19 protein-coding genes and 1 pseudogene are annotated in these 25,507 nt (G+C 75.6%); 6 read left to right on the top strand and 14 right to left on the bottom strand.

Features of this window, described 5'->3' with window-relative positions; genetic code table 11:
• Positions 1 to 14: 14 nt before the first annotated feature.
• The gene (locus ACZ7LB_RS09030; RefSeq protein WP_471466453.1) at positions 15 to 776 is read right to left on the bottom strand and encodes an SDR family NAD(P)-dependent oxidoreductase; all 762 of its coding nucleotides are present in this window, start codon (positions 774 to 776) and stop codon (positions 15 to 17) included.
• 305 nt (positions 777 to 1,081) lie between these two features.
• Here ACZ7LB_RS09030 and ACZ7LB_RS09025 point away from each other — a divergent pair, with 305 nt between their 5' ends.
• Complete coding sequence (locus ACZ7LB_RS09025) at positions 1,082 to 1,663, top strand: TetR/AcrR family transcriptional regulator (RefSeq protein WP_471466451.1); 582 nt, start codon at positions 1,082 to 1,084, stop codon at positions 1,661 to 1,663.
• Positions 1,664 to 1,773: 110 nt separating this feature from the next.
• Here ACZ7LB_RS09025 and ACZ7LB_RS09020 read toward each other — a convergent pair.
• The 3 genes and pseudogenes from ACZ7LB_RS09020 to ACZ7LB_RS09010 form a co-directional block, all read right to left on the bottom strand.
• Positions 1,774 to 2,266, bottom strand: a pseudogene (locus tag ACZ7LB_RS09020) (methylated-DNA--[protein]-cysteine S-methyltransferase).
• 162 nt (positions 2,267 to 2,428) lie between these two features.
• A complete protein-coding gene (locus ACZ7LB_RS09015; protein WP_471466450.1) occupies positions 2,429 to 3,898 on the bottom strand; it encodes an AlkA N-terminal domain-containing protein in 1,470 nt (489 codons plus the stop codon).
• Between the two features lie 901 nt (positions 3,899 to 4,799).
• A complete protein-coding gene (locus tag ACZ7LB_RS09010) occupies positions 4,800 to 8,711 on the bottom strand; it encodes a glycoside hydrolase family 2 TIM barrel-domain containing protein (protein WP_471466448.1) in 3,912 nt (1,303 codons plus the stop codon).
• A 981-nt stretch (positions 8,712 to 9,692) separates the two neighbouring features.
• Between ACZ7LB_RS09010 and ACZ7LB_RS09005 the strand changes: the two genes are divergently transcribed.
• The gene (locus ACZ7LB_RS09005; RefSeq protein WP_471466446.1) at positions 9,693 to 10,931 is read left to right on the top strand and encodes a cytochrome P450 family protein; all 1,239 of its coding nucleotides are present in this window, start codon (positions 9,693 to 9,695) and stop codon (positions 10,929 to 10,931) included.
• A gap of 91 nt (positions 10,932 to 11,022) precedes the next feature.
• Here ACZ7LB_RS09005 and ACZ7LB_RS09000 read toward each other — a convergent pair whose 3' ends face one another.
• From ACZ7LB_RS09000 to ACZ7LB_RS08965, 8 genes are all read right to left on the bottom strand, one after another.
• The gene (locus tag ACZ7LB_RS09000; RefSeq protein WP_471466445.1) at positions 11,023 to 11,691 is read right to left on the bottom strand and encodes an ABC transporter ATP-binding protein; all 669 of its coding nucleotides are present in this window, start codon (positions 11,689 to 11,691) and stop codon (positions 11,023 to 11,025) included.
• Positions 11,681 to 12,718 (bottom strand): ABC transporter ATP-binding protein, encoded by a 1,038-nt coding sequence (locus tag ACZ7LB_RS08995; protein ID WP_471466632.1) that lies wholly within the window; start codon positions 12,716 to 12,718, stop codon positions 11,681 to 11,683. The genes ACZ7LB_RS09000 and ACZ7LB_RS08995 overlap by 11 nt, the downstream gene beginning before the upstream one ends.
• A 176-nt stretch (positions 12,719 to 12,894) precedes the next feature.
• Positions 12,895 to 13,824, bottom strand: coding sequence for an ABC transporter permease (locus ACZ7LB_RS08990; protein ID WP_471466443.1), 930 nt, complete (start codon positions 13,822 to 13,824; stop codon positions 12,895 to 12,897).
• Entirely contained in the window at positions 13,814 to 14,782 is a 969-nt protein-coding gene (locus ACZ7LB_RS08985; RefSeq protein WP_471466441.1) for an ABC transporter permease, read from the bottom strand. Before ACZ7LB_RS08985 ends, ACZ7LB_RS08990 begins: the two co-directional genes overlap by 11 nt.
• Before the next feature lie 50 nt (positions 14,783 to 14,832).
• Complete coding sequence (locus ACZ7LB_RS08980; RefSeq protein WP_471466631.1) at positions 14,833 to 16,419, bottom strand: ABC transporter substrate-binding protein; 1,587 nt, start codon at positions 16,417 to 16,419, stop codon at positions 14,833 to 14,835.
• A gap of 325 nt (positions 16,420 to 16,744) precedes the next feature.
• Positions 16,745 to 17,254 carry an O-acetyl-ADP-ribose deacetylase gene (locus tag ACZ7LB_RS08975; protein ID WP_471466439.1) on the bottom strand — a complete coding sequence of 170 codons (510 nt, stop codon included), beginning with the start codon at positions 17,252 to 17,254 and terminating at the stop codon, positions 16,745 to 16,747.
• On the bottom strand, positions 17,251 to 18,660 hold the full coding sequence (locus ACZ7LB_RS08970; RefSeq protein WP_471466438.1) for a phytoene desaturase family protein: 1,410 nt from the start codon (positions 18,658 to 18,660) through the stop codon (positions 17,251 to 17,253). The genes ACZ7LB_RS08975 and ACZ7LB_RS08970 overlap by 4 nt, the downstream gene beginning before the upstream one ends.
• 136 nt (positions 18,661 to 18,796) lie before the next feature.
• Complete coding sequence (locus ACZ7LB_RS08965; RefSeq protein ID WP_471466436.1) at positions 18,797 to 19,645, bottom strand: inositol monophosphatase family protein; 849 nt, start codon at positions 19,643 to 19,645, stop codon at positions 18,797 to 18,799.
• Positions 19,646 to 19,811: 166 nt separating this feature from the next.
• On the opposite strand from ACZ7LB_RS08965, the gene ACZ7LB_RS08960 reads away from it, so the two are divergent.
• The 4 genes from ACZ7LB_RS08960 (at position 19,812) to ACZ7LB_RS08945 (ending at position 23,209) form a co-directional block, all read left to right on the top strand.
• On the top strand, positions 19,812 to 20,207 hold the full coding sequence (locus ACZ7LB_RS08960) for a TOBE domain-containing protein (protein ID WP_471466434.1): 396 nt from the start codon (positions 19,812 to 19,814) through the stop codon (positions 20,205 to 20,207).
• 220 nt (positions 20,208 to 20,427) lie between these two features.
• Complete coding sequence (modA, locus tag ACZ7LB_RS08955; RefSeq protein WP_471466432.1) at positions 20,428 to 21,255, top strand: molybdate ABC transporter substrate-binding protein; 828 nt, start codon at positions 20,428 to 20,430, stop codon at positions 21,253 to 21,255.
• Positions 21,252 to 22,115: a molybdate ABC transporter permease subunit gene (modB, locus tag ACZ7LB_RS08950; protein WP_471466430.1), complete on the top strand. Its 864-nt coding sequence runs from the start codon at positions 21,252 to 21,254 to the stop codon at positions 22,113 to 22,115. Before modA ends, modB begins: the two co-directional genes overlap by 4 nt.
• Complete coding sequence (locus ACZ7LB_RS08945; protein WP_471466428.1) at positions 22,112 to 23,209, top strand: ABC transporter ATP-binding protein; 1,098 nt, start codon at positions 22,112 to 22,114, stop codon at positions 23,207 to 23,209. The genes modB and ACZ7LB_RS08945 overlap by 4 nt, the downstream gene beginning before the upstream one ends.
• A 48-nt stretch (positions 23,210 to 23,257) precedes the next feature.
• On the opposite strand, the gene ACZ7LB_RS08940 is transcribed toward ACZ7LB_RS08945, so the two are convergent.
• On the bottom strand, positions 23,258 to 24,487 hold the full coding sequence (locus ACZ7LB_RS08940) for a cation:proton antiporter (protein WP_471466427.1): 1,230 nt from the start codon (positions 24,485 to 24,487) through the stop codon (positions 23,258 to 23,260).
• A 300-nt stretch (positions 24,488 to 24,787) separates the two neighbouring features.
• A complete protein-coding gene (locus tag ACZ7LB_RS08935) occupies positions 24,788 to 24,937 on the bottom strand; it encodes a hypothetical protein (protein ID WP_471466426.1) in 150 nt (49 codons plus the stop codon).
• Positions 24,938 to 25,507: the final 570 nt, after the last annotated feature.

The following is a 25,507-nucleotide window of genomic DNA, read 5'->3' as shown; positions in this document are numbered from 1 at the left end:
CCCGCCGCGCGGGGTCAGGCGGTGACGCCCCCGTCGATGACGTGGTCGTGCCCGACGACGTAGCTGGACTCGTCGGAGGCGAGCCAGAGCACCGCGTTCGCGATCTCCTGGGGGTCGGCGACCCGGCCCAGCGGCACGTCGCGCGCCATGCGGGCGGCGCGCTGCTCGCGTGACTCGCCGGGCATCAGGGACATCGGGGTGTCGATGGGGCCGGGGCTGACGGTGTTGATCCGCACGCCCTGCCCGATGTACTCCAGCGCGGCGGTGCGGCTGAGGAAGCTGACGCCGGCCTTGGAGGTCGCGTAGGCGCTCATGCCGGGGCGGCGCCAGTGCGCGCCCAGGTTGGAGGCGGTGTTGACGATGACGCCGCCGCCGTGGGCCGCCATGTGGGCGGTCTCGTGCTTCAGGGAGAGGAAGACACCGGTCAGGTTGACGGCGAGGACCCGGTTCCACACGTCCTCGTCGTGTTCGCCGACCGGCGCCCGGCCGTCGAGGATCCCCGCGTTGTTGAAGGCGACGTGGAGGCCGCCGTGCAGCGCGACCGTGTGGTCCACCATCGCCCTGACGCTGTCGGAACGCGTGACGTCGACGGCGACGGCGGACCCCTTGCCGCCCTCGGTCTCGACGAGGCGCAGCGTCTCCTCGATGCTGTCCCGGTTCGGGCCGGCCGCGACGACGGTCGCGCCCTCCCGGGCGAAGGACAGCGCCGCGGCCCGGCCGAGCACGCCGCCCGCGCCGGTAATGAGAACGACCCTGTCGGTGAAGCGGGCACCCATGACGAACTCCTTCAGCGGTACGGGACCGGCCGCGGCGGGCCTGACGCCCGCGAACGGAGGAGCATTAATTGACCATACGTTCCACTATGAGAACGGACGGCAACCTTTGCCCGGCCGGTGGTGACACTTCGAAGCTAGCACTTTCTTGAATGATCGGTCCACATAATGCCCCCGACCCCTCGTGAATCACCCGAAGGAAAAGGCGGCGCACCCCCACCAGCGGCCCGACCTGCGGATTTGACCCCATACGCGCAGTCCGCTTTTCATACTGGATCGATCGGTCTGGTGATTGCTAGCCTCGGTGCATGGCCAGAACCAAGGAATTCGATCCCGACCTGGTACTCCGGCGCGCCATGGAGCTGTTCTGGGAACGGGGCTACGAGGCGACCTCGCTGGCCGATCTGGTCGAGCACCTGGGCATCGGCCGCGCGAGCCTCTACGCCACCTTCGGCAGCAAGCACGATCTGTACCTGGCCGCCATACGGCGGTACCTGCGGGGCAGCGAGGCCGGGTTCGTCACCGCGCTCGCCCAGCCGGGCCCCGCTCTGCCGGCCGTCCGCGCCTTCGTGGAGAGCTGGGTCACCGACGCCCTGACCGACTCCGGGCGCCGGGGCTGCCTGGTGGTGAACGCGGCGGTGGAGCTGGCCCCGCGCGACCCCGAGGTGGCCCGCCAGGTGGAGGCGAGCTGGCGGGTGGTGGAGACGGCGCTGGTCTCGGCGCTGCTGCGGGCCCGTGCCCAGGGGGAACTGGCCCCCGACAAGGACCCGCACGAGATCGCCCACTTCCTGCTGGTGCTCAAGCAGGGGGTACGGGTGATCGCCCGCGCCGCGCCGGACGCCGAGCGGCTGGGCGACGCGGTCCGGCTCGCCCTGGCCGCGCTGGACTGACGGGCCGCCGCGCGGTGGCCGGCACCCGCGGCCCCGGCACCCCGTCGCTCCGGCGCGGGCGGGGCGGGGGCGGGGCCGGGGGCGGCGGAACACGGCACGGGCGGCGGAGGTCAGAACAGCTCCGGCACCGCCGTTCCCCGCTCGAAGTCGAGCAGCCGCCGCTTGCGGTGCAGGCCGCCGCCGTAGCCCGTCAGATCGCCGTTGGCGCCGACGACGCGGTGGCAGGGGACGATGATGGAGACGGGGTTGCGTCCGTTGGCGAGGCCCACCGCACGGGAGGCGGACGGGTTGCCGAGCTCGGCGGCGAGCGCGCCGTAGGTACGGGTCTCGCCGTAGGGGATGCGGCGGAGCCGGTCCCAGACGGTCCGCTGGAACGGGGTGCCGTTGAGGCGCAGCTCCAGGGTGAAGTCCATCAGTTCACCGGCGAAGTACGCCGCCAACTGCTCCTCGGTCGCGCCGAAGGGCCGTGCGTCGTGGTCGCCGAAGCTCTCCTGAGGCGGACGGTGGGCGCTGATCGGTCATGTAGACGCCGCACAGGACGCCGCCCTCGGCGACGAGGGTGAGGGCACCGTACGGGCTGTCGATCACGGTGTGCTGCTTCACGGGGGACATGGTGTTCCTCGGGACGGGTGTCGCTTGTGGCGGGGCTTCTCGTGGCGGGGGCTGCTGCCGGCGGGGACCTGTCGGACCGGGTCCCCGCGGCGCGGCCCAGGGGGCTCGGGGAGCGCGGCCCAGGAGGCTCCGGGTCGCGGTACCCGGACGGGGCTACGCCGGGAGGAAGTTGATCGGGTGGTCGTCGGTGGCCCAGAGGTACTGGACCGCGTACGCCCGCCAGGGCCGCCAGGCAGCGGCGCGGGCGGTGAGCGCGGCGGGCGTGGACGGCAGTCCCAGCCCCGAGGCGGCCCGGCGGACTCCGAGGTCGGTGGGGAGGAAGGCGTCCGGGTCCCCGAGGGCGCGCATCGCGATGACGTCGGCGGTCCAGGGGCCGAAGCCGGGCAGGGCGAGGAGCGCGGCGCGGGTGCCGGCCCAGTCGCTCCCGGCGCCGAGGGCGAGCGATCCGTCGGCCAGCCGGGAGACCAGGGTCGTCAGGGTGGTGCGCCGGGTGCGGGGCATCGCCAGGGTCTCCGGGTCCACGCCGGCCAGCGCCTCCGCCGTCGGGAAGAGGTGGGTCAGTCCGCCCTCGGGATCGTCGACCGGGTCGCCGTGGGCGATGACGAGGCGGGCCGCGTGGGTACGGGCGGCGGCGGTGGAGACCTGCTGCCCGAGCACGGCCCGCACGGCGAACTCGGCCTCGTCGGCGGTGCGCGGCACACGGCGCCCCGGGGCGCTGTCGACCAGCGGGGCGAGCAGCGGGTCGGCGCGCAACTGCCCGTCGACGGCGGCCGGGTCGGCGTCCAGGTCGAGCATCCGGCGGCACCGGCTGATGGCGACGGCCAGGTCGCGCGGGTCGCTGAGGGTGAGGCGGCAGGCGATGTGGTCCGGGCACGGTGCGAGGGCCACGATCCCGTACCCGTACGGGAGTCGCAGGGTGCGGCGGTAGGCACCGTCCCGCCATTCCTCGACGCCGGGCACGGCGGTGGCGACGAGGTGGCCGAAGAGGTTGTCGGGGTTGAGGGGCGCGCGGAACGGCAGCCGCAGCGAGAGCGCGCCGCCGGGTGCGGACGGGCCGCCGGGGGTGTGCCGGGCGCGCAGCCTGCTCGGGGAGAGCGCGTAGACCTCGCGGACGGTGTCGTTGAAGGCGCGCACGGAGGAGAAACCCGCCGCGAAGGCGATGTCCGCCATGGGCAGCGGGGTGGTCTCGATCAGCAGCCGGGCGGTCCGGGCGCGCTGGGCCCGGGCCAGGGCGAGGGGGCCCGCGCCGAGTTCCGCGAGCAGATGGCGTTCGATCTGCCGGGTGCTGTAGCCGAGTTGGGCGGCGAGTCCGGGGACGCCGTCGCGGTCCACGACGCCGTCCCCGATCAGGCGCACGGCGCGGGCGGTGAGGTCGGCGCGCCGGTTCCATTCCGGGGAGCCGGGGGAGGCGTCGGGGCGGCAGCGCTTGCAGGCCCGGAATCCGGCCCGCTGACAGGCGGCGGCGCTGGGGTGGAAGGTCATGTTCCCGGGCTTGGGCGGGACCACGGGGCAGCTCGGACGGCAGTAGATGCCGGTGGTGACGACGGCGGTGTAGAACCAGCCGTCGAAGCGGGCGTCCTTGGAGCGGACGGCGCGCAGGCAGCGTTCGGTGTCGGTGTGCATGCCGGGAGGGTTCTCCCCGTCGCTTCCGTCGCCCCCGTCGCCCGCCGTGACGGGGTGCGGGGCCGTGCCCGGCGTGGGGCCGTGCGCGGCCGGGCCCCCGTTGGCGCCGCGCGGGGCCGTGTCCTCCTTCCCGGCGCGGTACGGGGCCGGGTGCCCGTCCGCGCCGCGCCGGACCGGTCCTCTCCCGCCGCTGCGGGGGGCGGGCCCGTCCGTGGCACCACGCGGGACGGTGACTCCCGCCGCGCGGCCCGTCCCGGCTCCCGCCGCGCCGTCCGTCCCACTGTCCGTCCCGCTGTCCGCCGCGCCGTCCGTCGCACTGCCCGCCGTCGCGTTCCGCGTGCCGTCGGCGCCGTCACCGGCGGCACGGTCCGCGCCGCCCCGGTCGCGCTCCGTTCCGGCCCGGTGCCGGGTCCCGTCCGGGCCGCCCCGGTCGCCCTTCGCCCGGCGTTCCGTCCGTTCTCCGGTGCCTCCTCCGGCGTGTGCTGCCGCTCGCATGACCAGGTGCCCTTCCGTCCGCATGGGTCCAGCATGCGGTACGTGCCGGGCCCGGGCTGGCGGGAATCCGACATGCACCCATGGCCCCGGCACGGGCCCGGAGGGCGCCGGAGGGCGGAGGCGGCCGGGGCCGGAGGCCGCCGGGCGCCGGAGGGGGACGGGGCAGGCGCGCGGGACCCCGGGGCGGACGGCCGCAGCCCGGTGCACCCGGCGGAAGACCGGCACCGCGGCGGCGGAAGGGTACCCGCCCGGGCACCCGGCCGACGGGGCCGGTCCGAGCGGCACACCACCCGGCCCCGGTCACCGGCCCACCACCCCGCGCACACCCGGTCCACCCCGCGCGCCCCTTCGCCCCACGCCCGCCCCGGCCGCTTCTCCTCCCGCCCCCGTCCGGCCCCGCCTGCCGTCACTCCGTCGCCGTGGGCCGCCGGGAGGCCGCCGTCGCCCCTGCCACGTCGGTGACCGGGCGCAGCCGGTAGGTGTAGGAGTAGTCGCGGTCGGCGAAGAGCTTGAACTCGTCGTGGGTGTGCGCGCCCCAGCTGTCGTCGCCGCCGACGCCCATCTGGCGGTGGTTCAGGCGCAGGACGACCTCCTCGCGCGGGGTGAGCTGGTAGTCGTGGCGCGCCCCGGCCGACAGGTCCTCCGGGGTGAAGCGGGAGGCGTTGGCCTCCAGCAGGGGTTCCCCGCTGGCGAGCAGCCCGGTGCCCCGCCCGTCGGTGAGGGCGATCCAGCGGACGTCGGTCCGGTTGCCGTTCTCCTGGGGACGGAGGTAGGGGGTGCCCAGGTCGTCGACGGTGCCGGAGTGGAGGCCGACGTCGGTGCCGGTGTGCCGGTCCCAGTGGTTCTCCTCGGGGCCCCGGCCGTAGTAGTGGACGCGGTCCAGGCGGCCCGGCAGGAGGAGCAGGGTGCCGACCTCGGGGAGGTGGGGCAGGGTCGGGGCACCGGGGCGCAGGGTGTGGTCGACCCTGATCTCGGCGTTGCCGAACACCGTGTAGGTGGTGGTGTACGCGGAGGGGGTGGTGGACGGCAGGGTGCCGGTGACCTCGATCCGGACGGCCCGGTCGCCGAGGGCGCCGACGGTCACGCCCGTGACGGTGCGCCGGGCGCCGGCGTCGCGCCAGGTCCGGTTGCGGACGTGCTGGCCGTTGCCCCGGTCGTTGTCGGTGGGCGCCCGCCAGAAGTTGGGCACGGGGCCGGCGGTGATAAGAGGCGTGCCGTGCGCCTCGTAGGAGGTGAGGGTGCCGGTGCGCTTGTCGAGGGCGACGGTGAAGCCGGCGCCGCGCACGGTGACCTCGCGGGCGCCGTCCGCGTGGCGCAGGGCGGGCACCTCGCGCAGCGGTACGGGGGTGACGGCGGGGACGGGGACGCGGAGCGGGAGCTGCTGCCGGGCGACCTCGAACCCGGCGTCGGCCCAGGGGGTGGGCTCCCTGGTGGTGAAGGAGAGTTCGAGGAAGTACTCGGTGCCCGGCGCCGGGTCGGCGGGCAGGGCGACGGGGAGGGTGAGGGTCCGGCGGGACAGCGGCGCGACGGCGAGCTGGTCGCGGGTGAGGGTGCCGCCGTGCAGCGCCGTGCCGTCGGCGACGAGGGTCCAGCGGCCGTCGAAGGCGCGGAGGTCGGTGAAGAGGTGCTCGTTGACGAGGGTGATCCCGCCGGGGCCCCGGCCGGGGGCGGGGACGGCGTTGATCGCCTGGTAGACCCGTTTGACCTCGGCGGCCTTGCCGGTGTGGCCGCGGTCGGCGGTGAGGACGCCGTCGCCGGAGAAGGCGCCGTCGTTGGGGTTGTCGCCCCAGTCGCCGCCGTAGGCGAGGAAGGTGCGCCGTCCGGGGCGCCGGGTCGTGGTCCCGGCGGTGGCGGCGTCGAACCAGAACCGGACGCCGTCGTCCCCGGGGCCGCGCCGCCGGGAGGCGAGTTCGGCGGCGGTGAGGGCACGGGCGTAGACGCGGGCCCGGCGGATGGTGCCGCTGAACTCCCGGGTCTGCTGGTCGGCGTCGGTGGCGAGCGCGAGGGGCGCGGTGGTGCTGTCGGGGCGCCGGTCGGTGGCGCGGGTGGCCCGGACCGCGCCGTCGGCGTGGAGGGTCAGGGTCCCGGCGTCGGCGTCGAAGACCCCGGCGATGTGGTGTTCGCGGCCGGTCCAGTCGTCGGGCAGCTCCCAGCCCGCGGTGATCCAGGCTCCGGCGGAGTGGATGAAGAACTCCAGCCTGCGGCCGTTCTGTTTGAGCGCGTACTGGGTGTCGCCCTTGGCCAGGACGGGCTGGTGGTAGCCGGTGAAGCGGGGGGTGATCCATGCCTCCAGGGTGAGCGACCCGGTGAGGTCGAGGCCGTCGTGGCGGGCGAAGACGGTGCCGCCGGAGAGTCCCCGGGCGCGGTCGAGGCCGCCCCGGGGCGCGAGGATCTCGCCGCGCAGGGCGGCCGGGCCGGTCTCGGTGAGCAGGGTGCGGACGGGGGCGGGCGTGTGGAGCGCCTGGTCGGCGAAGTCCCAGATCCAGCCGCCCTGGAGGACGTCGTGGGCGCGGACGAGGTCCCAGTACGCGGTGAGGTTCCCGGTGGAGTTCCCCATCGAGTGGGCGTACTCGATCATGACGTACGGGCGGGTGTCGGCGGTGTCCGCGGCCCGCTGCGCGACGCGTCGCGGGGTGTCGTACATCTCGGAGCGGATGTCGCTGACGCCCGGCCGGTCGTCGCCCTCGTACTGGATGACGCGGGTGGTGTCGTAGGAGCGGATCCAGTCGTGCATGGCGGTGAAGGTGCTGCCGCCGCCCGCCTCGTTGCCGAGGGACCAGATGACGACGCAGGCGTGGTTCTTGTCGCGGTGGACCATGTTCTGGGCGCGGGCGACACAGGCGGCGGTCCAGTCGGGGTGGTCGCCGGGGTACTCGGCGCGGATGCCGTGCGTCTCCAGGTTGGTCTCGTCGACGACGTACAGGCCGTGGAGGTCGGCCAGTTCGAGCCAGTGCGGGTTGCCCGGGTAGTGGGAGGTGCGGACGCTGTTCATGTTCATCCGCTTGATGAGCCGGATGTCCTCGGCCATGTCCTCGCGGGTGAGCGCGGTGCCGCGGGCCGGGTGCATCTCGTGGCGGTTGGTGCCGCGGAAGGAGACGGGCCGGCCGTTGATCCTCATCAGGCCGTCCCTGAGGGCGAACTCGCGCAGGCCGACGCGGTGCGACAGGGTCTCGGTCACCGTGCCGGACGGGTCCCGCAGGGTGAGGACGGCGGTGTACAGATAGGGGTCCTCGGCGGACCACAGCCGGGGGGCGGGCACGGCCCTGTCGGCGGTCGTGGTGACGTCCAGGCCGGGACGGACGGTGGCGAGGTCCGCCTCCTGGCGCAGCGGGCGGGGCCAGACGGGGTGGCCGTCCGCGTCGAACAGCCGGGTCTCGACGGCGTAGCGGCCGGCGGCGGTGCCGTCCTGGGCGCGCACGCTCGCGGTGACCCGCAGTGCGGCACCGGTGCCGGAGCCGTCGAGCGGCGTCTCCAGCCTGAAGTCGCGCAGGCGCACGGGCGGGGTGGAGTAGAGGTAGACCGAGCGGAAGATGCCGCTCAGCCGGATCATGTCCTGGTCCTCCAGCCAGTCCCCGTCGGCGTAGCGGTAGACCTCGACGGCGAGGTGGTTGGTGCCGGGCCGGAGCTGGTCGGTGATGTCGTACTCGGAGGGGGTGTACGAGTCCTCGTCGTATCCGGCGAGTTCGCCGTTGACCCACGCGTAGTGGGCGGACTTGACGCCCTCGAAGTGCAGGAACACGCGGCGGCCGGCCCATTCGGGGGGCAGCGTGAAGGTGCGCCGGTACTGGCCGACGGGGTTGTGGCGGGTCGGCGCGGCGGGGGGCCGGGGGTCCTCGCCCCGGCCGTTGGGCCCCCAGTAGGGGTAGGTGTGGTTCAGGTAGACGGGGTCGTCGTGCCCGTGGAGCTGCCACACCGAGGGGACGGGGAGGGTGTCCCAGCCGCTGTCGTCGGTGTCGGGGCGGTGGAATCCGGGGTCCCGGTCCTCCGGGCGGTCGGCGTGGGCGAAGCGCCAGATGCCGTCGAGGCTCAGCCGGTACGGGGAGCGGGTGCGGTCGGCGGCGAGCGCCTGGGCCTCGTCGGCGTAGGGCATCAGCGTGGCGTGCGGGGGCTCGGTGCCGAGCCGGAAGACGCCGAAGTCGTTCCACTCCGGGGGTCCGTCGGGCTCGGGGCGGGCCCCCGGCACCCCCGCAGCGGCGTCCGGTGGCGCGGATAGGCCCAACGCGCCGAGGAGGGCGGCGCCGCCCTCCAGGAGCCTGCGGCGGCTGACGAGGGGGCGGGGGGCCGGGAGGGGGGCGGGTGACGCGGTCGGGTGCGGCATGACCGTGGCCTTCCGTAGGACGTGGGGGGCGGCGCACCGCACGGTGCTGTGGGGGTGCCTGCGGCCCGGGGGTGCCGGGGAGCACATCGGGGCGGCGGCTTCTGCGGAGCGCGACGGCCGGGTGGACCGGCGGCTGCCGGGCAAGGGTCACCCTAGGACTCGCACAGAAACGAATCAATTACCCCGTGTGACATTGTCGGTTCGTGGTCGGTCCGGGCGGACGGAGCGCAACGGCGGCGGTGGCGGTGCGACTTGACGGCGGGACGGTGCCGTCGCCGAGGGCCAAAGGCGGTCAAGGGTCCTGCGACGCCCGGCGGATGACCCGGTGTCATACGGGATCGCGCGGAGGACGGCGTGCCGCTCGCTTCGCGCGACGTGCTCCCGCCCGCCCAGGCCCGCCCGTGGCGGAGGACGTGCGGGTGTGCCCCGTGGTCCCGGCGCGGGAGCGCGGCGCCGCCGAGCCGTGTGCGGGGTGCGGGAGCGGGGCATCCTGCCTTCGGGCCCTGGTCCGGCCCGCCGCGCGCCTCACCCGTCTGGAGTCCCGACCGTGAGCACGACGTCCCCGCGACGGAGTACGCCCGTCCCACGAGCGGGACTTCACCGTCTCCCGGTGTCACCACCACGCGCACACCGGCGCTGCCGTCCCCCGGTTTCCGCCTCACCGGGGCGCGGCGCGGGCGGCACCCTGGTCGCGGGGCGCGCGGACGGCCTCCCCCGGTCGAAGCCCGGTCGAAGGGGCACGAGGTCCTCCGGTCCCCCCGGTGGCCGCCACGGCCCGCGCCGCGGGCGGCCCCTCCGGTCGCCCGGCGACCGGACCGCCCGGGAAAGCCGTACGCCCCGTCGTCCCGACGATGTCCACGGGGAGCGGACCTCGAAGGACCGGCGCGCGCACTCTCACCCGGCACCCCTCCCCCGTCGCCGCTCCCCCGCTTCCCCGCTTTCCCTCCCCCGTCGTTCATCCCGTCACCCGAAGGAGACCCCGTGTCCGAAGACCGGCTCATCGTCCTCGACCCCACCGCGTCCGACCCGGACGCCGAACACCGCGCGTTACGCGGGCGCGGTGCGGCGGCCCGGGTGGACATCCTCGGGCTGCGGGTCTGGTCGGTCACCGACCCCGATCTCCTCAAGCAGTTGCTGACCAGCGCGGACGTCTCCAAGGACGGCCGCGCCCACTGGCCGGACCACGCCGAGACCGTCCGCACCTGGCCGCTGGCCCTGTGGATCGCGGTGGAGAGCATGTTCACCGCGTACGGCCGGGACCACGGGCGGCTGCGCCGGATGATCGCCCCCGCCTTCTCGGCCCGCCGCATCACCGCCCTCACGGCGGACATCGAGGCCCTGGTGGACGGCCTGCTCGACGACCTCGCCACCGTCCCGCCCGGGGACGTCGTCGACCTGCGGGAACGCCTCGCGTATCCGCTGCCCATCGCGGTGGTCTGCGAGCTCATGGGCGTCCCCGCCGACCGGCGCGACCGGTTCCGCACCGTGGTGGACAACGTGTTCGCCACCCACCTCGGTGTCGAGGAGCAGGCCGCCAACACCGCCGCCCTCTACGGCCTGCTGGACTCCCTGATCGAGGCCAGGAGCGCCGAGCCCGGCGACGACATGACGTCCCTGCTGATCGCCACCCGCGACGACGAGGGCGACGGCGCCCCGCTGAGTCACGCCGAGATGCGCGACACCCTGCTGCTGATGATCAGCGCGGGGTACGAGACCACGGCCAACGTCATCGACCAGGCCGTCACCACGCTGCTGACCGACCCCCGGCAGCTCGCCCACGTCCGCGCGGGCCGCTGCACCTGGGACGACGTCGTCGAGGAGACCCTGCGCCACCAGCCCGCGATCAAGCACCTCCCGCTGCGCTACGCCCGCGCCGACATCCCCCTCCCCGACGGCCGGACCATCAGGGCCGGTGAGGCGATCCTCGCCTCCTACGCCGCCGCCAACCGCCATCCCCGCTGGCACGAGGACGCGGACACCTTCGACGCCACCCGGCTCCACAAGGACCACCTGGCCTTCGGGCACGGCGTCCACTTCTGCCTCGGCGCCCCGCTCGCCCGTCTGGAGGTCGCCACCGCGCTGCGGCTGCTGTTCCGGCGCTTCCCCGACATCCGGCTCGCCCCCGGTCCCGACGGGCTGACCAGGATGCCGAGCCTCATCTCCAACGGCCACACCGCCCTGCCCGTCCGCCCGCGTCCGGCGGGGGACGCCGCCGGGTGACGCGGCGCCCGCACGCCGGACGCCGCGTCGCCGGACACGGTCGCCCGTGCCGTGCCGTGCCGTGGAGGTGGCGGTGGCGGGGTCCGGCCGTTCAGCGGGCCGGGGCGGTGACCCCCGTCCAGGGCACGACCCGGTCGCACCAGCGGTGCAGGAGCACCGGGTCGTGGCCGACCGCGAGCAGGGTGGCCCCGCTGGCGGCGCGGTAGGACTCCACGGCGCCGACCAGGGCCGCCGTGGTGGACGCGTCGAGCATCGCGGTCATCTCGTCGCAGATCAGCAGGCGGGGGCCCAGCACCAGGGCGCGGGCCAGGCAGGCGCGCTGGAGCTGGCCGTCGCTGACCTCGTGCGGGCGGCGCGGCAGGAGGTCGGGGGTGAGTCCGACCAGGGGGGCCAGTTCGCCCAGGCGGTCCGGGACGGCGTCGCGCCGGCCGGTGGCGCGGAGGGGCTCGGCGATCAGGTCGGCCAGGGTGAGGCGGGGGTCGGCGGACAGGCGGGGCTGCTGGAAGACGACGCCGACGGCGGTGCGCAGCGCGCGCGGCGCCCGGTGCCGCCATCCGGTGACGGGGGTGCCGTCGAGGAGGACGGTTCCGGCCTCGGGGCGGTGCAGCAGGGCGGCGACCCTGGCCAGGGTGGACTTGCCGCAGCCGCTGGGGCCGAGCAGGCCGACCGCCTCGCCCGGGTCCAGTGTCAGCGAGGCGTTCCGGACGGCGGGGGCGGCGCCGTCGTAACCGGCGGTGACGGAGCGGAGTTCAAGACGCATGGGTGACCTTGCGGGGGTGGTGGCAGGCGACGCCCGAGACGGCCGGGGGCAGCACGGCGCAGGCCCCGTCGGCGTGGGCGCAGCGCGGGGCGAAGGCACAGCCGGACGGGAGGGCGTCGAGTGCGGGCGGCAGGCCGGGGATCGGGGTGAAGGCCCGGTCGGGGAGGGCGTCGAGGAGGCCGCGGCTGTAGGGGTGGCTGGGCCCGGGGTCGCCGAAGAAGGTCCGCGCGTCGGTGAGTTCGACGACGCGCCCGGCGTACATGACGGCCACCCGGTCCGCGACGCGTTCGGCGGCGGCCAGGTCGTGGGTGATCATCAGCAGGGCCCGTCCGGAGCCGTCGGCGTCGACGTGGCGGCGGAGTTCGTCCACCGTGCGGTCGACCAGTTCGCGGTCGAGGCCGGTGGTCGGCTCGTCGGCCAGCAGCAGGGGCGCGTCCCCGGCCAGGGCCAGGGCGGTGGCGGCGCGCTGGGCGAGGCCGCCGGAGAGTTCGTGCGGGTAGCGGTCCAGGTGGTCGGCGGGGAAGGCGGCGCGTTCGGCGGCTTGTTCCGCGGCGCCCCGGAGCGCCGTGCGGCCCCGGGTGCCGGTGAGTTCGGCGACGGTCTCCTCCAGTTGGGAGCGGACCGTGCGGACGGGGGTGAGGTGGGCGGCGGGGCTCTGCGGGATCAGTCCGGCCAGCCGGCCGCGCACCCGGCGGGCCAGCACGTGTTCGCCCGCGGTGAGCAGGTCCAGGCCGTCCGGGGCCTTGCCGGAGGGCGTGCGGCCGTCGGTGGACGCGGTCCCGCCGGGGAGCGGCGCGGTGTCGGTCGGTCCCGGGCGCAGCGCCAGGCGGGCGTGACCGGCGGTCTCGGCGTTGGCGGGGAGCAGCCCCAGCAGGGCCGAGACCAGGACGGACTTGCCGCAGCCGCTCTCACCGACCAGGGCCAGGCACTCGCCCGGCCGGACGTCGAAGGAGACGTCGGTGACGGCGGCGACGGCACGGCCGCGCGGCAGGCGGAAGCGGACGTGCAGCCCGCTGACGGCGAGGATCGGGGCGGTGCCGTCCCCGTCCGTGTCCGCGGCCTCCGCGTCCGCGGCCTCCGCGTCCGCGCGGGGCGCGCGCACGGGCCGGGTGCCGGGGCCGGGGCGGATGCCGGTGGCCGTGCCGGTGCCCGCCTCCGTGCCGGTGCCGGTGGTGTCCGTGCCCGTTCCTGCGTGGGTCTCGCTCACAGCATCAGCTCCGATCGGCGGCGGGGGTTGATCCGCTCGCGCCAGACGCCGGCCAGCCCGGCCACGGCGAGGGTCGGGATCACCAGGAACAGGCCGGGGAAGAGGGTCGGCCACCACTGCCCGGCCAGCAGCGAGCCGCGGGCGTCCTCGATGAGGTTGCCGAGGCTCGCCATGTGGGTGGGCAGGCCGAGGCCGAGGAAGGACAGGGCCGACTCGTGCCACATGGCGTGCGGGACGGAGAGCACGGCGGCGAGCCCCGCCTGCGGGAGCACGGCGGGCACGAGGTGCCGTACGGCCACCCGCCACCGGGAGGCGCCCCCGGAGATCGCGGCGTCGATGTACGGGCGGGAGCGCAGCGAGAGGACCTCGGCGCGGACGATGCGGGCGGTGGAGAGCCAGTGGGTGGCCGCGATGGAGACGAGGACGGGGAACACGCCGGGGCGCCAGAGGGCGACCACGAAGACGCCGAGGAGGAGGTGCGGGACCGAGGCGATGGCGTCGACGGTCCGCATCAGGGCCCGGTCGACCCAGCCGCCGAGGGTGCCGGCGAGGGCGCCGACGGCGGTGCCCAGCACCGCGGCGACCAGGGCGGCCGCCACCCCCACGAAGAGGGAGACCCGCAGCCCGTGGACGCACCGCAGCAGCAGGTCGCGGCCCAGTTCGTCGGTGCCGAACGGGTGCGCCCAGCCCGGGGGCCGGAGCTTGAGGCCCAGGTCGACGGCCTGCTGGTCGAGCTGGACCAGGGGCGGGACCACCAGGACGGCGAGGACCACCGCGGCGATGACCGCGACGGAGGTGCGGACGCGGAGCGTGCGCCAGGAGCGGCGGCGCGGGCCGGCGGGCCGCCAGACGGGGGCCGGCGGCGCGGCCGGGGGCGCCGCCACCGGGGCGGGTGCCGGGGGCCCCGAGGACGCGTCACATGTCATGGAAGCTCACCCGTGGATCGGTCAGGCCGTAGAGGAGGTCGGCGAGGAGGTTGCCGAGGAGCACGGCGACGGTGGCGAACGCGGTCAGCGCGGCGAGGAGCTGGAAGTCGACGGAGGTCGCCGCGGAGACGGTTGCGGCGGCGATGCCGGGCCAGCTGAACACGGTCTCCACCAGGAGGGCGCCGGTGATGAGTTCGGGCACCCGGGAGCCGATCAGGGTGAGCACCGGGAGCAGACCGGAGCGCAGGGCGTGGCGCAGGAGCACGGTGCGCTCGGTGAGGCCGCGGGCGCGGGCGCCGCGCACCGGGTCCTCGGCGAGCGCGTCGGCCACCCCCTGGCGCACGTACAGGGCGAACCAGGGCAGTTGGGAGAGGGCCAGGACCCCGGCGGGCAGGATCAGGTGGCGGGTGACCTCACCGGGGCGCACCGCCTCGCTGGCGGTGTCGGTCAGCCCGCCGGCGGGCAGCAGGCCGAGCCGCAGCGCGAACAGCCAGACGGCGAGGAGCGCGATCCAGAAGACGGGCGCCGCGGAGAGCACGTACGCGGCCGAGGTGACGGCGCGGTCGGTGAGGGACCCGGGGCGGCGGGCGGCCAGGACGCCGAGCAGGGTGCCGAGGAGGACGGCGATCACGAAGGCGGCCGCGCAGAGCAGGACGGACCAGACCATGCGTTCGGCGATCACGTCGGCCACCGGCTGGCGGAACACCGTGGAGTGGCCGAGGTCCCCGGAGAGCGCCGAGGTCAGCCACTCCCACCAGCGGGCCGTGAAGGGCCGGTCGGCGCCCAGGTTCTCCGCCAGCCGGTCCAGGGTCTCCCGGTCGGCGGAGAGCCCGGCGGTCCCGGCGTAGGCGCGGACCGGGTCGAAGGGGGAGGCGGCGGCCAGCGCGAACACCGCGAACGTGACCACCAGCAGCAGCGGTACGGCGTACAGCAGGCGGCGCGCGGCGAGGCGGGCCATGCCGCGGCGGGGTACCGTCCCCGCCGGGCGCGGCGCGGTGGACGTCTCCGTCACCGCTGGGGTCGCCAGTCCTCGACGTTCCACCACGGGCCGCTGGAGAAGCCGTGCTCATGGGGCTCGACCTGGGTGGTCAGGTCCTTCCAGCGGTCGGCGAGGACGTAGACGTGCTCCAGGTGGGTGAGGAAGGTGTAGCCGGGGTCCTTGGCCAGTTCGCGCTGGACCGTGTCGTACGCGGCCTTGCGCGCGGCGGTGTCGCGGGTGCGGCGGCCGTCGTCGAGGGCCCGGTCGACGGCGGGGTTGGTGTAGCGGGGCATGTTGTTGTAGCCGTCGCCCGCGAGGGCGGAGTGCAGCAGCGTGTACAGGCCGAAGTCGGGGTCACCGGTGCTGCCGAAGCCCGCCAGGACGGCGTCGCGGCTCATCCGGGGCTCGATGACGGCCCAGGTGGCGCTCTCCACCGTGATGTCGACGCCGATCCGCTTGGCGTCGGAGGCGTAGGCGAGGGCGTGGTCGCGGCGGACCTTGTCGCCGGCCGGGTGGTAGAGCCGGAAGGCGGCGCGGACCCCGTCCTTGGCGCGGACGCCGTCGGCGCCGGCCCGCCACCCGGCCCGGTCGAGGAGGCGCGCGGCCTCGGCGGTGTCGTGGGCGCGCTCGGTCCCCTTGGCGAACCACTTGTCGTGGCTGGGCAGCGGGCCGTAGGCGGGGCGGCCGGCGCCGTTCAGGATCTTGTCGACCATGGTCCCGCGGTCCACGGCGAGGTCGAGGGCGCGGCGGACGGCGGGATCGCCGGTGACCTTGTTGGCGGTGGGGAGGCTGACGGCGCGGTAGTCGTAGGACTTGGCGCGGTACGTCCTGCGGTCCCCGTCGCCCTTGAAGGTGGCGGCCAGGGCGGGGGTCAGGACGGCTCCGTCCAGGTCCCCGGAGCGCAGGCGGGTGGCGCGGACGTCGTCGTCGGTGACGATGGCCATGGTGACCCGCTCGACCTCGGGCTTCGTGCCCCAGTAGCGGGGGTTGGCCTTGAAGACGACCTTCTCGCCCTTGCGCCAGTCGGCGAGGACGTAGGGGCCGGTGCCGACCGGTTCGGTGTTGAAGGAGCCCGTGTTGGGGTCCTGCCCGGCGGCCACGTGCCGGGGCACGATGGGCAGCACGGTCCGGGCGGCGAAGGCGGCGTAGGGGTACTTGAGCCGGAAGACGACCTTGCCCTCGCCGTCGGCGCGGACGGTGTCGACGGCCGCCAGTTCGCTGCGGTTGGGGTTGTTGGTCCTCTCGTCGAGGATCGTCTCGTAGGTGAAGACCACGTCCGCGGCGGTGAACGGCTTGCCGTCGCTGAAGGCGACGCCCTCGCGCAGGGTGTACGTGTAGGTGCGGCCGTCGGGGCTGACCTGCGGAAGGCTCGCGGCGAGGGCCGGGCGGAGCGTGAGGTCGGCGCCGAGTTCGAGGAGGCCGTCGAAGATCTTCGAGTTGCCGTCCTTGCCGTAGCCGAGCAGGGGGCTGAGGCTGTCCGGCTCCGTGGCCACGCCCAGCACCACCGAGTCGGCGGCGCCCTTCGCCCCCGACTCACCGCCGGGCGCCGAGCAGGCGGTCGCAGCGGCGCCCAGGGCCACCACCGCCGCAACGATCCGTATCCGTCGACCGGCCATCAGTTGTCCGCCCCTGTCACCCTCGAAGTTTTTTGCAGAAAACATGTTATTGCATACGGATTGCAATAAGTACAGGGGGGTATCCGCCCGGTGACCGGGGGGCATGAGCGGGCCGGGAAGCGGACCCCGGGCTTCGCGGGACGGGGGAACGAGACCCGGGTCTCCCACGGGTGTCTGAAATCGGTGAACACTTCAGGACGAAGTGTTCACCGATTTACGCACCCCTCCCCCGCAGCGCCCCCTTCACAGCCCCGGAGGAGGGCCGCCGGCCTCCGGTTCCGGCGCCTCCCGGGGTCCGGGAGCCACGCGGTGGGCCGTGCCCGCGTCAGCCGAGGCGCCGGGCGAACGCCTCGTACGCCCGCTCGTCGAAGAGCACGAACCGCACCTCGTCGACACCGGTCGGAGTGTTCCGCACGGTGTCGACGGCGATGCGCGCCGCGTCGTCCACCGGCCACCGGTACACGCCGGTGGAGATCGCCGGGAACGCGACCGTGCGGGCCCCCAGCTCACCGGCCACCCGCAGGGACTCGCGATGGCAGGAGGCGAGCAGCGCGGAGCGGTCCTCGGTGGCCGACCAGACCGGGCCCACGGTGTGGATCACCCAGCGCGCGTCCAGGTCGCCCGCGGTGGTGGCCACCGCCCGGCCGGTGGGCAGACCCTTCCCGTAGTGGCCCGCGCGCAGGGCCCGGCACTCCGCCAGGATCGCCGGACCGCCGCGCCGGTGGATGGCCCCGTCGACCCCGCCCCCGCCGAGCAGGCTGGAGTTGGCGGCGTTGACGAGGGCGTCGGCGTGCTCGCGGGTGAGATCGCCGAGGGCGAGGGTGAGCGCCGTCACGACTGCCTCAGCATGCGCCAGACGGCCTTGGCCGCGTTGTGCCCCGGCATCCCGTGCACGCCGGGGCCCGGCGGCGTGGCCGAGGAGCAGATGAACACCGCCGGGTGCGGGGTGGCGTACGGGAAGAGGGACGGCCGGGGCCGCAGCAGCAGTTGCAGCCCGGAGGCGGCGCCGGAGGCGATGTCGCCGCCGACGTAGTTGGCGTTGCGTGCGGCGAGTTCGGGCGGGCCGGCGACGGCGCGGGCCAGGACGCGGTCGCGGAAGCCCGGGGCGAAGCGCTCCAGTTGGCGCTCGATGGCGTCGGTGAGGTCGCCGGTCCAGCCGTGGGGCACATGGCCGTACGCCCAGAAGACCTGCTTCCCGGCCGGGGCCCGGGTGGGGTCGGCGACGCCGGGCTGCACGGTGATGAGGAACGGCGGATCGGGGGCCCGGCCCTCCCGGGAGGCCGCGCGCAGGGCCGCGCCGATCTCGGCGCTGTCGGCACCGACCTGCACGGTGCCGGCGGTGCGCGGCGCCTCGGCGGTCCACGGGACCGGGCCGTCCAGCGCGTAGTCGATCTTGAAGGCGCCGGGGCCGTAGCGGTAGCGGGCGTAGTGGCCGCCCAGTCCGGCGATGCGGGCCAGGGCCGTGGGCGAGGTGTCGAAGACGTAGGCGCGGGCGGGCGGCAGGTCGTCGAGGCGCTTGACCTCGTAGTCGGTGTGCAGGGTGCCGCCGAGGTCGGTCAGGTACGCGGCGAGCGCGTCGGAGATGGACTGCGAGCCGCCCCGGGCGACGGGCCAGCCCCGGGCGTGCGCGGCGAGGGCGAAGACCAGGCCGACGGCGCCGGTGGCGGGGCCGCCGAGCGGGGCCATGACATGGGCGACGAGCCCGGCGAACAGGGTCCGGGCCCGCTCGTCCCGGAAGCGGCGCATCAGCCAGGTCGACGGGGGCAGCCCGGCCAGCCCGAAGCGGGCGAGGGTGACCGGGTCGCGGGGCAGCGCGGTGGACGGCAGCGACATGAAGTCGCGGACGAGGGTGTCCCAGCGGGTCAGGAAGGGGGCGACCAGCCGCCGGTAGGCGCCCGCGTCGCGCGGGCCGAAGGAGGCCGCCGTCTCCCCGACCGAACGGGACAGCACGGCGGCGGTGCCGTCGGGGAAGGGGTGGGCCATGGGCAGCGGGGCGTGCAGCCACTCCAGGCCGTACCGCTCCAGGGGCAGGGCGCGGAAGGCGGGCGAGTTGACCCCCAGGGGGTGCGCGGCGGAGCACGGGTCGTGCCGGAAGCCGGGGAGGGTCAGCTCCTCGGTGCGGGCGCCGCCGCCCACCGTGTCCCGGGCCTCGAAGACGGCGACGGAGCATCCGCGGCGCGCCAGCTCCACGGCGGCCGTCAGTCCGTTCGGCCCCGCTCCCACCACGACCGCATCGAGCATCGACGGCACCTCGGACCCCTTCGTCGGCCGACGGGCTACTGGGGTTCAGGATAGGCCGGGGCGCCGACGGCCATCGGCCGAGGGGTGTGCCCCCGGGGGTGCCGGCGGCCCGCCCCGGACCGGACCGGTGGGGCCGTCAGTCCGTCCCACCCGCGAGCAGGTCGGCCACCCTGCGGGCCGTGGCCGCGTCGCGGGCCGCGGTGAAGGGCAGTTCATTGCCGCCCGTGATGCGGAAGGGCTCCCCGGAGCGGGTCAGATGGGCGCCGCCCGCCTCCTCGACCAGCAGCAGGCCCGCCGCGTGGTCCCAGGCGGCCTCCCAGGAGAAGGCGGTGGCCTCGGACCGGCCCGACGCCACGGCCAGGTACTCCAGCCCGGCGGAGCCGCAGGGGCGCGGGGCCACTCCCGGCACGTTCAGCCCCAGCAGGGAGCGCTTCTGCTCGTCCGTGGTGAAGTCGGGGTGGGAGGTCGCGACGCGCAGCTCCCGGCCGGGCTCGGGCGGCCCGGCGTGGAGCCGTTCGCCCTCCAGGAACGCGCCCCGGCCGCGGATCGCCGTGGCGATGCGGTCGCCGACCGGCGCGTAGGTCCAGGAGCCGAGCACCACGCCCCGGTGGGCGAGCGCGATCAGCGTGCAGAAGCCCTCCTCGCCCCGGACGAACTGCCGGGTGCCGTCGACGGGGTCGACGATCCACACCGGGGCCTCGCCCCGTATCGCCCCGTACACCGCCGGGTCGGCGTGCACGGCCTCCTCGCCGACGACGACCGATCCGGGCAGCAGGGCGGAGAGCACGCCGGCCAGATACCGCTCGGCGTCGCGGTCGGCGTCCGTCACCAGGTCGTGCGGGCCGGACTTCTGGTCGACCTCGTGCTCCGCCAGACGGCGCCAGCGCGGCATGATCTCCTGGGCCGCCGCCTTGCGGACGGCCTCCTCCACGTCGCCGGTGTGCCGGGCGAGAAACTCGTCGATGGTTTCGTTGTCCTCGATCATGGCTCCATGAGAGCACGCGCCACTGACAATCCCCACCCGCCCGGGGTATTCCCGGTGGAATCGAGGTGAACACTGGGTTCCGCTCCCCCGGCCCCCGCTCCCGGCGGCGCGGCGGCCGCGCCCGCCCCGGGCGGTCCCGGCCCGGCTCTGGCCTATCTTGGCGCGCATGCAGTCATACACGATCGGCCAAGCGGCACGGCTGCTCGGCGTGAGTCCCGACACCGCGCGGCGGTGGGCGGACGCGGGCCGGGTGGCGACCCACCGCGACGAGGGCGGCAAGCGGCTCATCGACGGGAAGGACCTGGCCGCCTTCTCCGTGGAGCTGGCCCGCAGCGGCGGCACCGAGGAGGACGTGCCCACCACCTCGGTCCGCAACGCGTTCCCCGGCATCGTCACGGCGATCAAGCTCGGTGACGTGGCCGCGCAGGTCGAGATCCAGGCCGGGCCGCACCGCCTGGTCTCGCTGCTGACCCGGGAGGCCGTGGAGGAACTGGCCCTGGAGGTGGGCATGGAGGCCACGGCCCGGGTGAAGTCGACCAACGTGCACATCGACCGGGCCTGACCGCACCCCCGGGCGCCCGCGACGCGGGCCCCCCTGGAGCCGCACATGCCATGCCGCTCCCGGGATCACCTCGCTCATGCGATCCGACAACCCACTTCCCCCTCGCATCTGCGGCAGTATGATCGGCGCAAGCGCGTTCGCCGGACCGGGGGAAGCGGCCCGTGCGGCCGCCGGGAGAGCGGGGCGCGTCCGCCGAGGACCCAGAGGGAGTGGCCCCGTGATGACCCGTTCCGCGCGCCGGACCGGCCGGACCAGCCGGATGCTTCGCACGATCGGCCTGGGCGCCGCCGCCCTGCTGACCCTGAGCGCCTGCTCGTTCGCCGGGGAGTCCGGCGAGGCGTCCGGCACCGCGACCGTCGACGGGGACGGGCTGTCCGGCACGGTGAACGTCTTCGCGGCGGCCTCGCTCACCGAGAGCTTCACCGCACTGGGCAAGACGTTCGAGGACCAGCACCCCGGCACCGAGGTGGTCTTCAACTTCGGCGGCAGCGACTCGCTCGCCGCCGGAATCACCAGCGGGGCGCCCGCCGACGTGTTCGCCTCCGCCAGCCCGAAGACGATGAAGGTCGTCACCGACGCCGGGGCCGCCGCCGGCGCACCGGCCACCTTCGTCACCAACCGGCTGGAGATCGCCACCCTGCCCGGGAACCCGGAGCGGATCGGTTCGCTGAAGGACCTCACCGCGCGGGACCTCAAGGTCGTCCTGTGCGACCGCGCGGTGCCCTGCGGTGCCGCCGCCGAGAAGGCGCTGGACGCCGCGGGGCTGGAGCTGACGCCGGTCTCCTACGAGGAGGACGTGAAGTCGGCGCTGAACAAGGTGGTGCTCAAGGAGGCCGACGCGGCCCTCGTGTACCGCACCGACGTGCGGGCCGCCGGTGACAAGGTGGTGGGCGTGGAGTTCCCCGAGTCCGGACGGGCCGTCAACGACTACCCGATCACCCTGCTCAAGGACGCCCCCAACAGTGACGCGGCCGAGGCGTTCATCGAGCTGGTGCGGTCGCCCGAGGGCCTGAAGGTGCTCACCGGGGCCGGGTTCGGCACGCCGTGATCCCGCGGCGAGCGGCGCCCGCGCCCCCCGGTGCCGATGCCCCGGCGGCCCCCCGCGCGGGCCGGGCCCGGCGCGGGGGCCGGGGCGCGGTCCCGCTGCCGCTGCTGCTGCCCGCGCTCGCCGGGCTGGCCTTCCTGGTCCTTCCGCTGCTCGCCCTGCTCGTCCGGGCCCCCTGGCGGAGCATGCCCGGCCTGCTGACCGGCCCGGAGGTGTGGCAGGCCCTGCGGCTGTCGCTGGTCTGCGCCACCGCCGCGACCGCCGTGAGCCTCGTCGTGGGGGTGCCGGTGGCCTGGCTGCTGGCCCGGGTCGACTTCCCCGGCCGCGGCCTGGTGCGGGCCCTGGTCACCCTGCCGCTGGTGCTGCCGCCGGTGGTCGGCGGTGTCGCCCTGCTGATGGCGCTGGGCCGCAACGGCGTCGTGGGCCGGTGGCTGGACTCCTGGTTCGGGATCACGCTGCCGTTCACCACGGCGGGCGTCGTCCTGGCCGAGGCGTTCGTCGCGATGCCGTTCCTGGTGATCAGCGTCGAGGGCACGCTGCGCGCCGCCGACCCCCGGTACGAGGAGGCGGCGCAGACCCTCGGTGCCTCCCGCTTCACCGCCTTCCGGCGCGTCACCCTGCCGCTGGTCGCGCCCGGCATCGCGGCCGGGGCGGTGCTGGCCTGGGCGCGGGCGCTCGGCGAGTTCGGGGCGACGATCACCTTCGCCGGGAACTTCCCCGGCCGCACCCAGACCATGCCGCTGGCCGTCTACCTCGCCCTGCAGAACGACCCGGAGGCCGCCATCGCCCTCAGTCTGGTGCTGCTCGCCGTCTCCGTCGCGGTCCTGGCCGGGCTGCGGGACCGCTGGATGGGCACCTCGTGACCGGCGGGGCGGGGGAGACCGGGGCACCCGGGGGCGCCGCCTCCCCCGCCGACGAGGGGCTCGACGCGCGGCTGGTCGTGGAGCGCGGCGCCTTCCGGCTGGACGTGACGCTGACGGCGGCGCCCGGCGAGGTCGTCGCGCTGCTCGGGCCGAACGGGGCCGGGAAGACCACCGCCCTGCGCGCCCTCGCCGGCCTGGTCCCGCTCGACGGAGGACGGGTGCGGCTGGACGGGCGGTCGCTGGAGCAGGCACCGCCGGAGGACCGGCCGGTCGGGGTGGTCTTCCAGGACTACCTGCTCTTCCCGCACCTGTCCGCGCTGGACAACGTGGCCTTCGGACCGCGCTGCCGGGGCGCGCGCAGGGCGGACGCCCGCGCGCAGGCCGCCGAGTGGCTGGACCGCATGGGCCTGGCCGCTCACGCGGCCGTCAAGCCGCGCGGGCTCTCCGGCGGGCAGGCCCAGCGGGTCGCCCTCGCCCGCGCCCTGGCCATCCGGCCCCGGCTGCTGCTGCTGGACGAGCCGCTCGCCGCGCTCGACGCCCGGACCCGGCTCGACGTGCGCGCCGCGCTCCGTCGCCACCTGGCCGGGTTCGAGGCCGTCGCCGTCCTCGTCACGCACGATCCGCTGGACGCGATGGTCCTGGCCGACCGGCTGGTCGTGGTGGAGGACGGCCGCGTCGTGCAGGAGGGCACGCCCGCGCACATCGCCCGGCACCCGCGCACCGACTACATCGCCCATCTGGTCGGCCTCAACCTCTACCACGGCCACGCCGCGGGGCACACCGTGCGCCTCGACGGCGGCGGACCCGAGGTCATCACCGTCGGCGAGCTGTCGGGACCGGTCTTCGTCGCGTTCCCGCCGAGCGCGGTGACCCTGCACCGGGAGCGGCCCACCGGGTCCAGCGCCCGCAACCTCTGGCGCTGCGCGGTGGCCGGTCTGGAGACCCACGGCGACCGGGTCCGCGCGGGCCTCACCGGGGACCTGCCGCTCGCCGCCGATCTGACCACCGTCGCCGCCGCCGAGCTGGATCTGCGGCCCGGGGCCGTGGTGTGGGCGACGGTCAAGGCCACCCAGGTCCACGCCTACCGCGACTGACCCCGCGACGCCCCGCGACGGCGCCCGGCTCCCGCCGGGGCGGTGTGCTCAGACGCGCGCCGAGTCCGGCCGCTCCGCGCCGTCGGCGGGCTCCGCCACGGGCACGGCCACCGGGGCGGGGCCGGCGGAACGGGGCGTGAGGCGGCGGGCGAGCGGCTCGGTGAAGCGGGCGGTGAGCGGGCCGATCACGACCAGGATCAGGACGTAGGCGGTGGCCAGCGGCCCGATGCGGGGTTCCACGCCGACGGCGAGACCGGCGATGACGATGGAGAACTCGCCCCGCGCCACGAGGGTTCCGCCCGCCCGCCAGCGGCCCGCAGTCCGGACCCCGGCGCGGCGCGCGGCGTACCAGCCGGTGGCGATCTTGGTGAGGGTGGTGGCGACGGCCAGCAGCAGCGCGGGCACCAGCACCGGCGGGATCGCCGACGGGTCGGTGGAGAGGCCGAAGAAGACGAAGAAGACGGCGGCGAACAGGTCCCGCAGCGGGGTGAGCAGGCTGTTGGCGCCCTCGGCCACGTCACCGGAGAGGGCGATGCCGACGAGGAACGCGCCGACCGCCGCCGAGACGTTGAGCTGCTGGGCGAGGCCGGCGACCAGCAGGGTGAGGCCGAGCACGACCAGCAGGAGCATCTCGGCGCTGTCGGAGGAGACGGCCCTGCTGATCAGCCGTCCGTGGCGGAGGGCGACGTAGAGGACGGCGCCCACGGTGCCGAGGGCGATCAGCAGCGTGACGGAGCCGCCCGCGAGCCCCGCCCCGGCCAGGACGGCCGTGAGGATCGGCAGGTAGACCGCCATGGCCAGGTCCTCGATGACGAGGACGCCCAGGATCACGGGGGTCTCGCGGTTGCCGAGCCGCCCCAGGTCGCCGAGGACCTTGGCGATGACCCCGGAGGAGGAGATCCAGGTGACTCCGGCCAGCGCGACGGCGGCCACCGGCCCCCAGCCGAGGAGCAGCGCGGCCACGGCGCCGGGCACCGCGTTGAGGACGAAGTCGACGGCGCCGGACGGGTACTGGGTCCTGAGGTTGCTGACGAGGTCCGAGGCGCTGTACTCCAGGCCCAGCAGGAGCAGCAGCAGGATGACGCCGATCTCCGCGCCGGTGGCGACGAACTCCTCGCTCGCCTGGAGCGGCAGGATGCCGCCGTGCCCGAAGGCCAGCCCCGCCAGGAGGTAGAGGGGGATGGGCGAGAAGCCCACCCGGCCGGCGAGGCGGCCCAGCAGCCCGAGGGCGAGGATGACGGCTCCGAGTTCGATGAGCAGGGCGGTGGTGTGGTGCACGGGCGTCGGTCCTCCGGTTCTGTCGGCGGCGCGCCGGGGCGCCTCCCGGCGGGCCCCGTGCCGTGGGGCGCGGGACTGCGGGCGGTCGCACCGGGTCGGTCGGCGACGGGCTGGACGTGAAGCGGCTCGGGTGGCCGGGGTCCCCCTCGGGGACGGCGGCGCGGCACTCGGTGGCGGGCACGCGGTGCGGCCGGGCGGCGCGGTCGCCGCGACCGGTCCCGCGCCGCCCGGCCGGGGCCGGGGGATGGCGCGGGGCGGCCTCAGACGGCGGGCGCCCGGTGGCCGCCCGGGACGGTGCGGTCAGGCACCGGGGCGGGCGGTGACCGGATCGGGAACGCTGTCGCGCGCCGCGTTGTCGACGCGCACGGCCAGTACGGCCGGGACGCACGAACGGCGCGGGGCGACCGTGGGGACGGTGCCGCGGACGTGGTGACCTGCGGGTCGTGTCACGTCGCGTCCTTCCCCGGGTCCGGGATCCGTCGGTCATGGGCGGGCCGGCCGCGCGGGCATGCACGACCGGCCTCTTTGCCATCAAGCATTTAGGCTTGGTAAAGACTTTACCGTACGACAAACGGTGCCTTATGTGACATACAACCCCATAGGGGCACCGAAAGGACCCGAATTCCCGTCATCCGGTCCGCGTGGCCGAGGCGTCACCGGGCGCTCCACCGCCCGTCCCGCCCCGCGCTCCGCACCCCGCGCACTCACGCTCCGCACCGCCGGGCGAGGCATCGGCGGGCGAGGCATCGGCGGGCGAGGTGCCGCCGGCGGGCCCGCCGGCCGGGGAGGTCCCACCGGGGGACGTGCGCCGGGGCCCGTCCCGCCCGGGAGCCGTAACCGTCCGCCGCCCGGCGGGGCGCCCCTCGCGCGCCGCCCTCACCGCCCCGGGCAGCCGCGGCCGCCTCCGCTTCCCGCCCGCCGGACCGCCCCCGTCCCGGCCGGCGCTCCCGCCGCTCCCGGGGCTCTCGGCTCCCCCAGCACTCACAGCACCTCCGGCACCCCCGAGGCTCTCGGCACCTC

The organism is Streptomyces sp. NPDC107521, from assembly GCF_055598485.1.
This window is presented reverse-complemented; position numbering and strand designations above follow the sequence as displayed.